Genomic DNA, 14364 nt, shown 5'->3' with positions numbered 1-14364 from the left:
CCCGTCAGAAAGTATAGCGCTTGATGAAGTCTGTGAAGGCTTTTTTGAAAGCTGTCAGCTTCATTTTGCTTATGAGGGCGCGTTCGTTGTTATCGAAGAGTATACTTGTGGAGGTATGGGAGGTTATATGCCTGAAGCCCACCAGATAGGTCCTGTGTGAGCGGAAGAACATATCCTGCGGCAGCTTCTCCTCTATCTCCGCCAGAGTGCCCTTATACAGCACGCTGTCTTCGTTGTCTCTTATATAGCAGTATTTGCCCGAGGCCTCCACATATACGATATCCTTGATGTTTATCCTCTTGTTTGCCTCATCTGTCTTTACCAGTATATAATTGCTGTCATCAAGGTCGTGGAGGAAGCTGTCCATGGTATCGGTGAGCTTTTCCATATCTATTGGCTTGACAAGGAAGCGGAAGGCGTTTACCTTGAAGGCGTCGAACACCACATGAGGATAGCTTGTCAGAAAGACTATGGGGATATCTATGTTCTTCTTCCTGAGCTGGTCGGAGGTCTCGAGACCGTCAAGTCCGTCCATCTGGTAGTCCATAAAGATTATGTCATGCTTAATGTTGCTTGCGAGCAGGTCACGGCCCGAGGTGTAGTCGTAGTAATCAAGGTCAACGTGGCGCTGCATGGAATATTTGTCGAGATGTTCTTTGAGCATTTTGTGGAATTGAATCTTGTCATCACAGATAGCAACTTTCATAGTTCAGCTATAATACGGTATATAGCCGTATTATCTCCTTTCGTAAGTTTTTTGCGTGATCTTTTGGTCTGTTTACTCCCGAAAAACGCCCGCTCACTCCTTTTTTGTTGTTGGCCGCGGGATACGTTGCTATAATAAGCACATAGTAAAGAACACGAACCGAAAGGAGGAAGAAAAATGGGCAATTTTCTGGAGTGGCTCTTCAATGGCAGATAATCGTTATATAAGGGGTAACGATATGAGATTGTGATAAAACTAAAAACAATTGTTGCAAAACATACATTATTATTTTATCATTTAATATCTCTTTTGTCAATAGCCGACAATTACATACAGAGGCAGACCCGCACATTTATATGTGCGGCGTTTCCATAAAATAACGTATACACGTTATTATCCTACGAAAAAATTTTTTCGTTATCACATATCAAAGGAGGCAAAGGATATGCAGATAATTGAAAACCAGTCGCTGATATTACATAATCTTTTATCGTACAAGACCGAACTGCGTCTGAAGGATATCCCCGAGTTTATAAAACATATGCGCGACAGTCTCAGTGTTCTCAATATAAAGTCCAACAACAAATTCATATTCAGGATCACTGATGACGACACTTCCGAAAAGAAGATATCCGCAGAGATACTGATACCCATTGAGGGTGAATTCACCGCAGGCGACGAATACACTCTCAAGCCTGTTTTCAAGCTGATAAACGCGGTGTCGCTGAGACATGAGGGAGAGATATCCTTTATAACCGATTCAAGCGATATGCTACGGAAGTATATAAGCAATAATTCCTACGAAGCCATAACCTGTCCGTACTACAGGATAATCCGCTCGGACAACGAGCACGACTGTATAATAGATATCTACATAGGTATAAACGGCAACACACTTTAAGGAATAATATAAAGGGAAGGGACCTCAGCGGCAGCGAGCCGCCGGAGGTCTTTTTTCTTGTTATGCCGGGCAGAGAGTATGGCGGGATAACGTTTCCGGTCACAGGCCTTTGGCGGGAGCTGAGGTATGGCTGAAAAGCCCCCTCGGATACAGATAACGTAAAATAGCCGAAAAAGCATTTTTTCGTTTGCTCACTCTTAAAAATTTCCCGTTTACTCCTTTTGGGTTGTATTGAACGGCACATGATGGTAATATATGCTTGTAAGGTTCAGAGAGAACAAAAAACACTCGGGACCGACACAAAAAATACTAAGTGAAAGGAGGAAAAATAACATGGAATTCAAGATGAACGAAGTCAAGGTAAACGACATCGATATCCTTGAGGAGACAGAGGCTCCTGCATTCGGAATCTTCTGCGGCGGCGGCTGCTGGGGAATCGGATGTGCATTCTGATGATGCGGACGTAAGCTGAAACAGATCTTAGAACCGGAACACAAAACCTGATGAAAGGAGGGGACTATACATGGATTTTGAGATCGAAGAAGTTAAGATCGATGAGATCGAAGACGTAAAGATTGAGGAGGTAGACGTCCTCGAAGAAACAGAAGCACCCGGGTTCGGTTTTTTCTGCGGCGCAGGATGCTGGGGAATAGACTGAAAAATCTGACAGGATCAGAGACGAGATGCTCTGAAGCGCCTTTCATATCAGGTGAAAACTTGATGAAAGGAGAGAGAATATGGAATTCAAGATAAACGAAGTCAATGTAGATGACGTCGATATCCTTGAAGAGACAGAAGCTCCGATGTGGGGATTCTTCTGCGGAGCGGGCTGTTTCGGAATGTGGTGCAACCCATTCTAAGCTCCTTTCGGATCAGGTAAAGTAATGATGAAAGGAGGAAAAGACCATGGAATTCAAGATGAACGAAGTCAAGGTAAACGACATCGAGATACTTGAGGAGACAGAGGCTCCTGCATTCGGTATCATCTGCGGCGGTGGCTGCTGGGGAATCGGATGCGCATTCTGATGATGCGGAAAGCATATTACATTTAAAGCTTTTTTAACCATATCATTCTTAATGAAAGGAGAACCTGTAAGATGGAATTCAAGATGAATGAAGTCAGAGTCGAGGAGATCGAGATCCTCGAGGAGACAGAAGCACCTGCATTCGGTATCATCTGCGGCGGTGGCTGCTGGGGAATCGGCTGCGCATTCTGATGAGGCAGCATAACACCCTGTCCATATCCCTTATAACGGGTTATCAAAATTATTGAAAGGAGATCCTTTAAGATGGAATTCAAGATGAATGAAGTCAGAGTCGAGGAGATCGAGATCCTCGAGGAGACAGAAGCACCTGCATTCGGTATCATCTGCGGCGGCGGCTGCTGGGGAATCGGTTGTATCGGCTAATTAGTTAAGTAGAGTGTTGTTTTGGAGATGCCGCAAAGGCATCTCTGAGATGACGCGCTTCATTCACACTTGAAATGGTAAAAAGCTATGAAAGTACACTTTATTGACAAGTCGGAAGACACCTGCGTAATGTTTTTGTGCGAGTCACTCAAGTTCTACAATGTCAGCAAGTCTATAAAAAAGGTCGTCAACGATATACTTGACGGCGTTCCGAGATGCGAGATACTTGAAAAGTATAAGATGAAGGCTGAAGCATATGATAATATATGCAGGATACTCAGCGAAGACCCCGTAGAGGACGTTACGGGAGAGAAAACAGATACACTGTACAGACTCGTCCTCAATGTAACAAACAAGTGCAATCTCAACTGTAAGTATTGCTATGCCGAGGGAGGAAATTATTCCTCATCGGAATGTCTTATGAGCAAAGAGACCGCAAAGGCGGCAATAGACCTGTTTTACAGCAGGTACAAGGCGATCAAGGTGATACAGTTCTTCGGCGGCGAGCCGCTGCTCAACGAGCCTGTTATCAGATTCGCCTGTCAGTATATAACCGAGCTGTATGAGTCGGGAAAGATAGAGATGCTTCCCCAGTTCGGTACAATATCCAACGGAACGATCTATTCCGACGCGCTTGCAGAGACCATCAGCAAGTACAATATCTCAATAACCTTCAGTATCGACGGACCCAAGCCGATACATGACAGCATGAGAGTATACAAGAACGGAGACGGATCCTTCGGAAGGATACTCAATAATATAGAAAAATATAATCAGTTCTCTGTATCGCCTATGGCAGCGGAGGTAACCTACAACGCAAGGCATACGGAAAACAATTATTCAGTTATAGATACTATCAAATACCTGAAGGACGATCTCAGGATCCCCAATGTACATATTGTACCTGTTTCGGGAGATGAGAGCGTTGATTACAAGCTTCAGAACAGGGATTCCTTCAATGACGCTGTAGACGAGGCCTTCAGGGAAAAGAGCGAGAATGACAAGGATTATTCCTTCACATATCTCAGCAGGATCATCAAGTCGCTCAAAACGCGCAAATCAAACAAGTATCTCTGCGAGGCGGGCATATCTAATTACTCCGTATCATGCAGGGGAGACGTATATCCCTGCTTCATGTTCACGGATGTGGATGAATTCAGGATGGGCAATATCTTCGATCCCGTTCCCGTATTTGAGAACCCCATGTTCACAGAGATGAAGAAGAAACTGAAAAGCTTCAGCAAGTACAAATACGAAAAATGCAAGAACTGTTTCAACAACAGAGTCTGCTCGGGCTGTCTGGGTACAAATTACTTCAACAGCAACGATATAGATTATACTCCCGACGAGGAGTGTGAGATGCAGAAAAAGCTTACGGAAAAGGTACTGATAAGGCTTTCGGATATGGTATAGATCAGTAAGGAGGACGACAATGGGAATGCCATGTGTTGTTAATGATATCCGTCCCTATCTTCTGTATGAGTATAAGAACAAGGAGAATAAGTTCGCTATAGGCAGCATCAGCAGGGACCGCTTCATCGAGGTGGATGAAAGCAAGAAGAATACTGTTATGCAGGCTATAGACCTTATGGACGGCAATCATTCGTATGAGGAGATCGAACAGACGGTAAAGAAGGAAACGGGTGCGAATATCAACGCGGAGGACCTGTATTCCGTACTGGAAAAGGCAGGACTTCTGGCGGAGAAGGATGTGTCCGCACCGTCAAGGAGCGAGTTTGAGACACTCGGACTCAAGCTGTTTGAGACCGGGATCACGGGACTGAGATCGTTTTTCAGAGCCATGTCTCATCTGGCCTTCCCCACAGCCCTGCTGACAGCGGCAGCTGTGATATTCACCGTGGTGTTCGGAGCAGTAAACAGCAGATATGTCTCGTCGGTGAGCCTGCTGGGCTTTGAGGGGCACTATGTGCGCAATATCATCACCATAGTGCTCATAATGGGCGTAAGCATAATGCTGCACGAATTCGCTCATGGCATAACGGCGTCGAAATACGGGATAGTCCCGCAGAAGATATCGGTATCACTTTATCTGTATGTCAGTCCCATAGTATATATAAAGCTTCCGGGACTGTACACGATCAGGCCGAGAGAACGCATAAGCGTATGGCTGGCAGGAGTAACGGTGAACGCCCTTCTCCTGTGTACGGGCTTTATCTCGGCGATCATACTCAATCAGAACGGAGCTTCTGAATTTGCAGTAAGTGCAATGAATTATTTATGGTACGTTAATCTGGTATTCATCGTAGTAAATCTTTGTCCGTTGATGCCGCTTGATGGTTATTTTGTACTGGCGACCCTTCTCAAGATACCCAATCTCAGGAGCAGGTCGTTTGCTTCAATAAGAAACAGTATAAGAAACAAGAGCGTTCAGATGACGCCCGGACAGCTGCTCTATTTCCTTCTCAGCGTGATAGCTATGGGATATATCTTCCTGAAGGAAATAATGGCAATGGCGGGTATCTTCGCGAAGAACCTCGATAACGGGATAGGAAGTGCATTCTGGAGCGTAAAGCATTATGTGCTCCTCATAGCACTGATAATCACAGTCAAGCTCGTAAGAGCAAGGAAGATCAGGAGGGAAAGCATATGAATAATATAATCGAAGTAAAGAATTTATGCAAGACCATAAATAAGGTAGATATCATCAATGATATAAGCTTTTCGGTAGCCAAAGGAGACATCCTTGGCTTCCTGGGCCCCAACGGTGCAGGCAAGAGTACCACCATCAAGATGATGCTGGGACTGGTAAAGCCCACCAAGGGCAAGGTAGAGCTCTGCGGATACAACATAGTTGATTCGAGAGCAGAGGCGCTTTCAAAGGTAGGCGCCATGGTAGAGGCTCCCGCCTTCTACGGATATATGACAGGCTATCAGAACCTGGAGCTCTACGCCGATCTTTACGGCATAGACAAGGCAAGGATCGAGGAGGTCCTTGCACTGGTACACCTGACGGACGACAAGAACAAGAAGGTAAAGAAATACTCTCTGGGCATGAAGCAGCGTCTCGGCATCGCAAGAGCCTTCCTCAACAAGCCCGAGATCATAATTCTCGACGAGCCCACCAACGGCCTTGATCCCGTAGGTATCATCGAGATCAGACAGATCATCATGAAGCTTGCCGAGACCCAGAACGTGACCTTCATAATCTGCTCTCATATCCTGGGAGAGATCGCAGCAATGTGCAACAAAGTCATAATCATTAACAAGGGAAGGATAGTTTCCTACGGCCCTGTTGACAAGCTTGTAAGCGAAGCAGGCTGTAATACTCTTGAAGAGTACTATATCAAAGCGTTAGGGATTGATAAAATTGGTTAAACTGTTAAAGATAGAATTCAGGAAAATGCACAATTCCCGTATGTTCCTTGCAGGCTTTGCAGTGGTAACGCTTATATGTCTGGGAATATCTGCAATAGAGCTCAGCGCCAAGGGCTTCGGCATAAAGGAAGCGTCGTATACGGATTTCATGATCTACAATGCGACCTTTGTGATACCCAAGTTCTTTATCCCCCTGCTTATGATACTGCTTGCAGCCTCTGTATGGGGCAGCGAGTATGCCAACGGCATGACAAAGACCTTCATGCTCTGCAAATGCTCAAAGACGCAGTTCTACATCAGCAAGTGTCTTTTCCTGCTGATAATGTGCGCAGCAGTTTCCGTGCTCTCATTCGCGGTGCTCTCCGCAGTGAGCATACTGAAAAACGGAGCAGATCAGGTAAGCGGAAAGGAAATAGCCGATATGGCGAAGATGTATCTGCTTTCCGCAGCAGGTCTCATACCGATAACCATAATCACAGTGCTGGCATCGATCTTTCTGGGCGATTTCCAGAAAAGCTTTGCCTGCGGGATAGTAGTGCTCCTGCTGTCCATAGCGTTTGACAGCGTAGGCACAAAATCGTTCCTGTCACCAACACATTTTCTCAGCTGCAGTCCGCTGTCCCATTTCGGCATCGAAAAGCCCGAGGCCTATGCGGTGCTTGCGGCATATGCAGTGATCCTTTACCTTGCGGGTATGGTCTTTTTCAGAAAAAAGGACATATGGAGCTGAGGACATGATAGAAAGGCGGTAATAATATGACTAAGATAGTTAAAAACGAATTCAGGAAATTCTTCAAGGGAAAGATATTCATATTCGAGTTCCTTCTCATCATCGGCCTGTGTCTGCTGGGCGTAACGGCATACAAGGACATGGTGGACATTACGGTAAACGAGCTTCCCAAGTCCCAGACCTACTCCGAGGCTCTGAAGGACACCCTCAGATCAATGGACGGAGCTGAGTTCTCGAAGCTTTTCCTGACAGACTTTATATACAAGAGCTTCTTCTCATTCTTCCTTATCTTCATCGTCATCACAGCAGTCAATGTATTCTCCGATGACAGAGAGAGCGGAAATATGAAGTTCACCATACTCACAGGCGTTGAAAGAAACACTGTTATACTCGGCAAGCTCATATTCATGGTATGCTCCATATTCATGACGGTCATCTTCAATCTTGTGCTCTCACTTGTGGTGGGAACCATATTCTTCGGCGCACCTGCTTCGATGGATACTGTCCTTGAGGTAGTGGGCATGACGCTGCTGGCAGTTGTTCCCGCATTTGCAATAACGGTATTCATCGCGCTCTTATCGCAGATAAAGATAAGCTCAAAGATCATCATGGCTGTCGGCATAGTATTCACGTTCATTATGGGCGTTCTGGATACTCTTACCGGTACCAGCCGCTTCTCACCTATCGGCTCGCTGTCTGTATTCTCGGACAATGTACCTGCCATCAATCATCAGCTCCTGACGGGCTGCGCGGTATCGGCGGTATATGTGGCTGTAGGTATAGCTGCAATGATACTTATATCCTCCAGATACGAGTATTATGAATAAAAAAGGAGAGCGCTCCGCAGCCTGCGGGGCGCTTTTCTGTTGACATGACCACCTTTTCGTGTTACAATCTGAAAAGAACAGATTTTTGCGAAGGGGGAAACAGCTATGAAAAAGAATGGAGCCGAAAAGCCGAAGGGCAGGGGGCGCCTCATACGGATACTGCTTCTGCTGATATTTACTGCGGCGTTGCTGACCGCTGTCTATATCCGCACAAACCCGAAATGGAAGGCCGCAGAGCTCACTGTGGAGCCTGCCGGCAGATTCTATGACATAAGCTGTGTAGAGCCTGCGGGCACGTCTCTTGAGACAAGGATAGTTCCGCCCGAAGGCTTTGAACGTGTCCCTGCCGCAGAGGGCAGCTTCAGTGAGTATCTGCGGAAATATCCGCTGCTTCCCGATGATATAAAGCTGCCTGTTTATGACGGCTCCGCTATGGATTACTCAAATGCAGCCGCTGTATTTGACATCAGTCTGGGAGACGAGGGCTATCAGCAGTGCGCAGACAGCGTAATAAGGCTTTACAGCGATTATTTCTATGAGACAGGCCAGCTTGACAGGATATCATTCATGTTCTCCAACGGCGACGAGTGCAGCTACGACCGCTGGCGCAGGGGAAAAAGAATGCTGGTTCTTGCAAACATCTCCTGCGAGATACCTGCGGCGCTTCCCGATGACAGCCATCAGCAGTACATGAACTACCTCAAGGAGGTAATGCGTTATGCAGGCACTCTTTCGCTTCAGAAGGAATCGGAGGTCATTCCTGCAAAAGAGCTCCGTGTGGGAGATATCGTCTGCAACGATACCCATGTGGTCATGGTAGTTGACGAGGCAGTAAATGAAAAGGGTGAAAAATGCTATCTTTTCGGACAGAGCTTTATCCCTGCGGTGTGCTTCCATATATTATCAAGGACCGAGGGCAGTGAGGTCACTCCCTGGTTCACACAGGAGGAGCTTGAAAAGGACTCATTTGTGATCGGCACATTCGGATTTAAAAAGGAGGATATCCGCCGCTGGAAGGAGGGCTTCTGAAGCTCCGTAACCATACAAAAAGAAAGCTCCCGTCCGTTAACTGCGGCAGGAACTGTTTTGTATATTGCAATCTCTGCAATACAGTGTTATAATGAAGTATCTTGAATAACAGGAGCAAAGCTATGTATTACTATATAAAAAACACGCTTGAAAAGGCGAAAAAGCTGGACTTCAAAGGCAAAAGCGGTCAGTTCGTTGCGGTGCTTACGTCCGTGGAATGGCTGGAGAGCAGGGACAAGTTCGATATGGGTATCGAAATGGACATAGACCTTTCCGCTATACATTCCACAAAGGCGGAGGTAAACTACGATTCCCTGACGGGAACCTTTTCTATCCCCGACAGGAACAGTATTTCTGCTCCCAATACCAATTTTGCCTTTGCTCTCGACGAAAAGGGCATTGTCTTTATTGACGACAGCGGCTTTGTGGACAAAATTATCGGCAATATCGTAAGCTCCAAGCGCTGGACTATGCCAAGCCTTGAACGTTTCATATACGACTTTCTCGAACAGATAGTTGCCCGTGACCGGATAATCCTTGAACGTGTGGATAAGGAACTTGACACTGTAGAGTCCAATATCCTTGACGGTGAGGAAAAGGATCCTTCCCAGAGAGTCAGCCGTATAAGGAGCGATCTCAGAGATCTGCGCACCCATTATGAGCAGCTTATTGACCTCGGTGAGGAGCTCGAAGAAAACGAGAACGATTTCTTCAACGAGGATAACATAAGATACTTCCGACTGTTTACTCAGCGTGTTTCAAGACTGCGTGATATGACCGCTTCACTCCGCGACTTTTCAATACAGATACGCGACCTCTACCAGTCTCAGCTGGATATAAAGCAGAACCGCATAATGGCTCTGCTGACGATAATCACTTCCATATTCATGCCGCTGACCCTCATCGCAGGATGGTACGGCATGAACTTCAGATATATGCCCGAGCTTGAATACAAGTGGGCTTATCCTGCCGTTATCGCGGTCAGCATTGTAATTGTGATCGTCAGCCTTGTCTTTTTCAAAAAGAAAAAGTGGCTGTAAAAAATATCGGGAACAGTTCAGCTGTTCCCGATTTGTTGTATTACCTATTCCAGGCAGTCATTTTACAGCTTGATAACGACCTCGATATTGCTGTCAACAGCCTTGCGGAACTTCTCGCCGTCAGCAGGACTGCCTGCTACTGTTCCGTAGTGTATCGGGATCGCATATTCCGGACGGATAATATTCACAAGCTCCGCGGCCTGTGCAGCGTCAGTGGTGTAAGTGCCTCCTGCAGGAATGAGCGCTATTTCGCACTTTACCTGCTTGTTGTCAGGAGTGATATCCGTATCGCCTGCGATATAGATGCGTCCTTGGTCGGGACTGTCGATGATATATCCCAGCCAGCCGTTGGACTGCGGGTGGAAGGGCTTTCCGATGTTGTACGCAGGAACAGCCTCAAATCTGACACCGAAGACTTCGAACTCCTCGCCTGCGGTCACCTGCTTCACGGTCAGACCAAGCTCCTTTGGCTCGTTTACAGTGTCCGGACAGACGATAACAGTGTCCGACTTCATCACCTTGCGGATATCATCAGGGGAGTAGTGATCGAAGTGGCTGTGTGTGATGAGGATTATGTCGGCGTCGTGTGTCGCTTCTATGATGTTATACGGGTCGGAGTAGATGATTTTTCCCTCGTCGATGCGGATACTGCTGTGTTCGTTTATGGTTATGAAATCAAGCATGGCGAGACCTCCCTGTCGGTATTTTTCTACAATTATAGCATAGATCGGCGTGGATAGCAAGCAATTTTTCGTTGTTCATATAAAACCTGTGTATTATAGAGCTTTTATTGACACGGCAGTGATGCTATGGTATAATTGTTACTAAGCTAAATCGGAATTTATCAAGCTATCTGCTAAAGAAAGGATGACGCAGTGACTATGATTGAGATTTCCTATCTACAGATGTTTATTTTTATAACTCTCATTTGGATACTTGTGCGATTCATAATTGCGATCAGATTCAAGCAGTTTTCGGTAAAACGCGAACTTCAGATGCTTCTTGTATACATATGCCTTGTAGTTATTGCAAGATTTGTATACTTCCCGTTACATTTTGTTGACGGGAAAATAGGTACTCTAACGATTGGATTTTCAAAGACACCGTCTGACATGATAAGTTTAATCCCGTTCTTTTTTCTCTTTGACAGATATGATGGATGGCTTATCAATATTATCGGAAACATAGCAATGTTTATACCTGTAGGAATAGTATGGCCTATCTGTTTTCGCAAGCTTGATAATATCAAAAAAACTATGTTCGCAGGGATTTGTTTTATTATCTTTATTGAGCTGTCCCAATTGCTATGTCCCGAAAGGCATACAGATATTGATGACATAATATTAAATACGAGCGGTGTTATGATTGGAGCGTATGTTATATTTGCTATACGAAAAGCCGCAAATTCTGATTTATCTCAGTAAGCAATCCAGAAAACAATGCCCCTGAGCGTTAATTGAAACGTTCAGGGGCAAAACTTGTTTTACTCGCTCACAACAGGTATCCATATCTGGCTTTTGTAGTCAGGGGACGTCATATCACCGTCGGGATAAGCCTCGATGTCCATTTCGTAGGTGGGAGTATAGTCCGAGGTAGGAAAGAACTCTGTGCAGAGCTCGTGCCAGAGCTGCTGGATAGCCTCGGGCATGGGACCTGTACACTCGGCAACTACCCATGTTCTCGCAGGGATAGTATTCACGCGGAAGCCCTCGGGAGCAACTGTATCGGGAGCGCACTCCACAGCGATACCGTAGTCGAAGGTCTCGGCGTTGGAGTGACCGTTGCCGTAGCAGGTACCGTAGATAAAAGAGCTGTCCGATGCGTGCTCAAGCAGGGTAGTGATAGTGCCGTCGGAATGAGCTCTGCTCCAGAATCCGGGGATAGTATTCTTGTTCTGTTCACCAACAACTGTGTGCTGCTCCACCTTTTCAAGCACTGTGAATGCGCCCTTTTTAATGATGTTATAATTCATGGAATTACCGCCTTTCAAAATGATCTGCACCTTGAAACGGGAAAATGAACGGAGCCTGCCGCCCTCGCGTTTAGCCTCCGTAGGCGTTATGCCGTGGAAGCGCGTGAACGCTCTTGTAAAGCTCTCGGGAGACTCGTAACCGTATTTCAGAGCCGTGTCGATTACCTTCACGTTAGGCTTTTTCAGCTCGCTGCCGGCAAGTGTGAGCCGCCTGTTACGGATATATTCGCCTACCGTGATACCGCACAGGATCCCGAATATCTTCTGGAAATAGTACGGTGAGCACGCCGCCTGCCCGGCGATATCGGCGAGGTCAAGCTCGTCGGTGATGTGCGCTTCGATGTAGTCGATAGCCTTCTGAATACCTGTTGCTAAGTTCATTGGTTTTCCCTCCTTTAGTGTAACTCTATTATATCATCGCAGACGTGAGGTGTCCTGATATTTTGTGGCTTGTTGTGTCAGGTCATTCTTCAAAAAGGTGTCTTAATATCTGTTTGCGGTCATTTATAAACATTTTCGTTATCAGATAGCTTTGTGTATCTTCATAGTCGATCGGCTGAATTACACCGTCATCGAAGCTGAGGATAGTTGCTCCGGGGAATCCGAGCAGTATCGGCGAATGAGTTACTATGATGAACTGCGAATCGTTCTTAATGCACCTGGACATTTCAAGCATCAGCGTCAACTGTCTTTGCGGTGACAGAGCGGCTTCTGGCTCGTCGAGGATATACAGACCGTTTGACGAGAAACTGTTTTGTATTAATTTAAGGAAACTTTCTCCGTGTGATTTCTTGTGGAATTCCTGCGGAGGTGTCTTACAACCTGGTATTTTGGAATAATAATCTTCGGCTGTAGCCACATTGTAAAAGCTTTCCACTCTGAGAAAATATCCCCATTTGGCTTTATTGAAGCTTCTCACAAGTCTGAGAGCATCGTGAAGCTCGGAGTGTGAATCGTAGGTGGAAAAGCTGTAATTCAGGGTTCCGCCTTCGGGATTGAAACCGTAAGCGACAGCGATCGCCTCTAAAAGCGTGGACTTGCCGCTTCCGTTTTCACCTACAAAGAAGGTGACAGGCGTATTGAAGGTCAGTTCATCAAGTGCCTTGATAGCGGCTATTTTTCGGAGATAGCTGTAACGCGTTATCTTATCCCACTTTACTTTCAAACCGGTTAGATATAATTCGTTCGGTTCAAGCATTACTACACCTCATTTTTCTTAAAATCCAGCCTTACAAGCGCCTTTCCGTTTGGCAGAGGATAGGACTTCTGCAATATCAGTAAGTAGCCTGTCTCTTTCATAGCAGCTGTCAGCGCCTTTACCTCCATCTGGTGATGAACCTCGTCCAGCCTGTCGAATGCGTGGAGGTAGGGCGACTCCGACACCCATTGCTTCTCGTCAGTGTTAATCTGAATCACGCAGGAAACGTACTGGGGAGCAGTCTGCAAAACGGCTTTCTGAAACGCTCCGCAGCCGATGTATTCGATGAGCAGATTTGCTATCAGAAGCTGTGCCTTTGGGAGCTTTTCCACCTCGTTTATAAGGTCGATGTGCAGGCACTCCAGAACTCCCGAAAGCTGAGTATATCGCTGAGATACCGCACTGAGATAGTCCGCATTGATGTCCACTCCGTAGACCTTGTGGAACTTCCCGGGGCTGACGTGCTCAAGACCGTTTCCCCCTGCGATACCCAGCACCATTGCAGTCTCGGCAGGGTAGGAGCTGAACTGCTCCTGCATTATGGAATTCATCGCCTGAAGCTGCCGCACGGAATAAAGGCTCATATGCTTTTCGTAGTCGTCAAGACTTATTTCTTCCCATGGATTGCTCATATGCCGCACCTCTCCGGATCGTACTCGCCGTCTATCAGGAAATAATCGAGCCCGTGACTGATACAGCCGCGGAGATACTCCTGATTGTCCTGCTTCATCTCCTCGATGTCGATATCGTTGGAGAGCCGCTTTTCGATAACGTTCCCGTAGCTGACAATGTCGCTGAAATGGCTGTTTATGTAGCTTTCGCTCATAACAAGACAGATGTATTTTATCTGCGAAAGATAGTCCGCATCGAAGCTGTCCTGCCAGTCGAAGGGAATATAACAGCCCTCGATAATGAGGTTCTGACCGTTTTCAATGGCGGTCTTTATCATCTCTTTCAGAATGTCCCAGAGGTACGCCGTCAGCTTGTCGTCATCATAGGGTGTGAGCTCGGTCTGACCGCTTCTTATCAGTCCCATTTTCAGGTGGTCGATAGATAGGTAAGGGTACTTGTATTTTTCAAGCAGTCTCTGTGCGAGGAGCGTCTTCCCCGTGTGTGAAGCTCCTGTTATCAGTATTATCATAGGCTTGATCTCGGTCCTTTCTGATGTTTGCATTCATTATACCATATTTGAAGCCGGTTTTCAATTGCAGGTCTT

At 46.3% G+C, this 14364-nt stretch carries 17 protein-coding genes; 11 read left to right on the top strand and 6 right to left on the bottom strand.

The genetic code is table 11. From position 1 onward, the window contains the following. Window positions 1-4 precede the first annotated feature (4 nt). The gene (locus Q0Y65_RS13255; RefSeq protein WP_297960708.1) at window positions 5-706 is read right to left on the bottom strand and encodes a LytTR family DNA-binding domain-containing protein; all 702 of its coding nucleotides are present in this window, start codon (window positions 704-706) and stop codon (window positions 5-7) included. 445 nt (window positions 707-1151) lie between these two features. Between Q0Y65_RS13255 and Q0Y65_RS13250 the strand changes: the two genes are divergently transcribed. The 10 genes from Q0Y65_RS13250 to Q0Y65_RS13205 all read left to right on the top strand — a co-directional run bounded on the left by Q0Y65_RS13250 (window position 1152) and on the right by Q0Y65_RS13205 (window position 9978). Further along, window positions 1152-1607, top strand: coding sequence for a hypothetical protein (locus Q0Y65_RS13250; RefSeq protein WP_297960705.1), 456 nt, complete (start codon window positions 1152-1154; stop codon window positions 1605-1607). Window positions 1608-2130: 523 nt separating this feature from the next. Continuing rightward, window positions 2131-2265, top strand: a complete 135-nt coding sequence (locus tag Q0Y65_RS13245; RefSeq protein ID WP_297960703.1) for a hypothetical protein — start codon at window positions 2131-2133, stop codon at window positions 2263-2265. A 79-nt stretch (window positions 2266-2344) separates the two neighbouring features. Next, entirely contained in the window at window positions 2345-2467 is a 123-nt protein-coding gene (locus Q0Y65_RS13240) for a hypothetical protein (RefSeq protein ID WP_297960700.1), read from the top strand. A 636-nt stretch (window positions 2468-3103) separates the two neighbouring features. Then, the gene (locus tag Q0Y65_RS13235) at window positions 3104-4429 is read left to right on the top strand and encodes a radical SAM/SPASM domain-containing protein (RefSeq protein WP_297960697.1); all 1326 of its coding nucleotides are present in this window, start codon (window positions 3104-3106) and stop codon (window positions 4427-4429) included. Window positions 4430-4448: 19 nt separating this feature from the next. Then, on the top strand, window positions 4449-5627 hold the full coding sequence (locus Q0Y65_RS13230) for a metalloprotease (protein WP_297960694.1): 1179 nt from the start codon (window positions 4449-4451) through the stop codon (window positions 5625-5627). Then, complete coding sequence (locus tag Q0Y65_RS13225) at window positions 5624-6352, top strand: ABC transporter ATP-binding protein (protein WP_297960691.1); 729 nt, start codon at window positions 5624-5626, stop codon at window positions 6350-6352. Before Q0Y65_RS13230 ends, Q0Y65_RS13225 begins: the two co-directional genes overlap by 4 nt. Beyond that, complete coding sequence (locus Q0Y65_RS13220; protein ID WP_297960688.1) at window positions 6345-7082, top strand: ABC transporter permease; 738 nt, start codon at window positions 6345-6347, stop codon at window positions 7080-7082. The genes Q0Y65_RS13225 and Q0Y65_RS13220 overlap by 8 nt, the downstream gene beginning before the upstream one ends. A gap of 26 nt (window positions 7083-7108) precedes the next feature. Further along, entirely contained in the window at window positions 7109-7909 is an 801-nt protein-coding gene (locus tag Q0Y65_RS13215) for an ABC transporter permease subunit (RefSeq protein WP_297960684.1), read from the top strand. Between the two features lie 105 nt (window positions 7910-8014). Then, window positions 8015-8938, top strand: coding sequence for a DUF4846 domain-containing protein (locus Q0Y65_RS13210; protein ID WP_297960681.1), 924 nt, complete (start codon window positions 8015-8017; stop codon window positions 8936-8938). 122 nt (window positions 8939-9060) lie between these two features. Continuing rightward, a complete protein-coding gene (locus tag Q0Y65_RS13205; protein WP_297960678.1) occupies window positions 9061-9978 on the top strand; it encodes a CorA family divalent cation transporter in 918 nt (305 codons plus the stop codon). 62 nt (window positions 9979-10040) lie between these two features. Here Q0Y65_RS13205 and Q0Y65_RS13200 read toward each other — a convergent pair whose 3' ends face one another. Beyond that, window positions 10041-10661, bottom strand: coding sequence for an MBL fold metallo-hydrolase (locus Q0Y65_RS13200; RefSeq protein ID WP_297960675.1), 621 nt, complete (start codon window positions 10659-10661; stop codon window positions 10041-10043). 198 nt (window positions 10662-10859) lie between these two features. Between Q0Y65_RS13200 and Q0Y65_RS13195 the strand changes: the two genes are divergently transcribed. Continuing rightward, the gene (locus tag Q0Y65_RS13195) at window positions 10860-11402 is read left to right on the top strand and encodes a VanZ family protein (protein ID WP_363293567.1); all 543 of its coding nucleotides are present in this window, start codon (window positions 10860-10862) and stop codon (window positions 11400-11402) included. 59 nt (window positions 11403-11461) lie between these two features. Here the strand turns inward: Q0Y65_RS13195 and Q0Y65_RS13190 are convergent, their stop codons facing one another. The 4 genes from Q0Y65_RS13190 to Q0Y65_RS13175 all read right to left on the bottom strand — a co-directional run bounded on the left by Q0Y65_RS13190 (window position 11462) and on the right by Q0Y65_RS13175 (window position 14289). Then, complete coding sequence (locus Q0Y65_RS13190) at window positions 11462-12331, bottom strand: AraC family transcriptional regulator (protein WP_297960669.1); 870 nt, start codon at window positions 12329-12331, stop codon at window positions 11462-11464. 82 nt (window positions 12332-12413) lie between these two features. Then, window positions 12414-13148 (bottom strand): AAA family ATPase, encoded by a 735-nt coding sequence (locus Q0Y65_RS13185; RefSeq protein WP_297960666.1) that lies wholly within the window; start codon window positions 13146-13148, stop codon window positions 12414-12416. A 2-nt stretch (window positions 13149-13150) separates the two neighbouring features. Next, a complete protein-coding gene (locus Q0Y65_RS13180) occupies window positions 13151-13780 on the bottom strand; it encodes a methyltransferase type 11 (RefSeq protein ID WP_297960663.1) in 630 nt (209 codons plus the stop codon). Beyond that, entirely contained in the window at window positions 13777-14289 is a 513-nt protein-coding gene (locus Q0Y65_RS13175) for an AAA family ATPase (protein ID WP_297960660.1), read from the bottom strand. Before Q0Y65_RS13175 ends, Q0Y65_RS13180 begins: the two co-directional genes overlap by 4 nt. Window positions 14290-14364 lie beyond the last annotated feature (75 nt).

It is taken from the genome of uncultured Ruminococcus sp. (genome assembly GCF_947301925.1).
Lineage (GTDB): Bacteria > Bacillota > Clostridia > Oscillospirales > Ruminococcaceae > Ruminococcus.
Note: the sequence above shows the minus strand (reverse complement) of the source record. Positions and strands in the feature narration are given on the sequence as shown.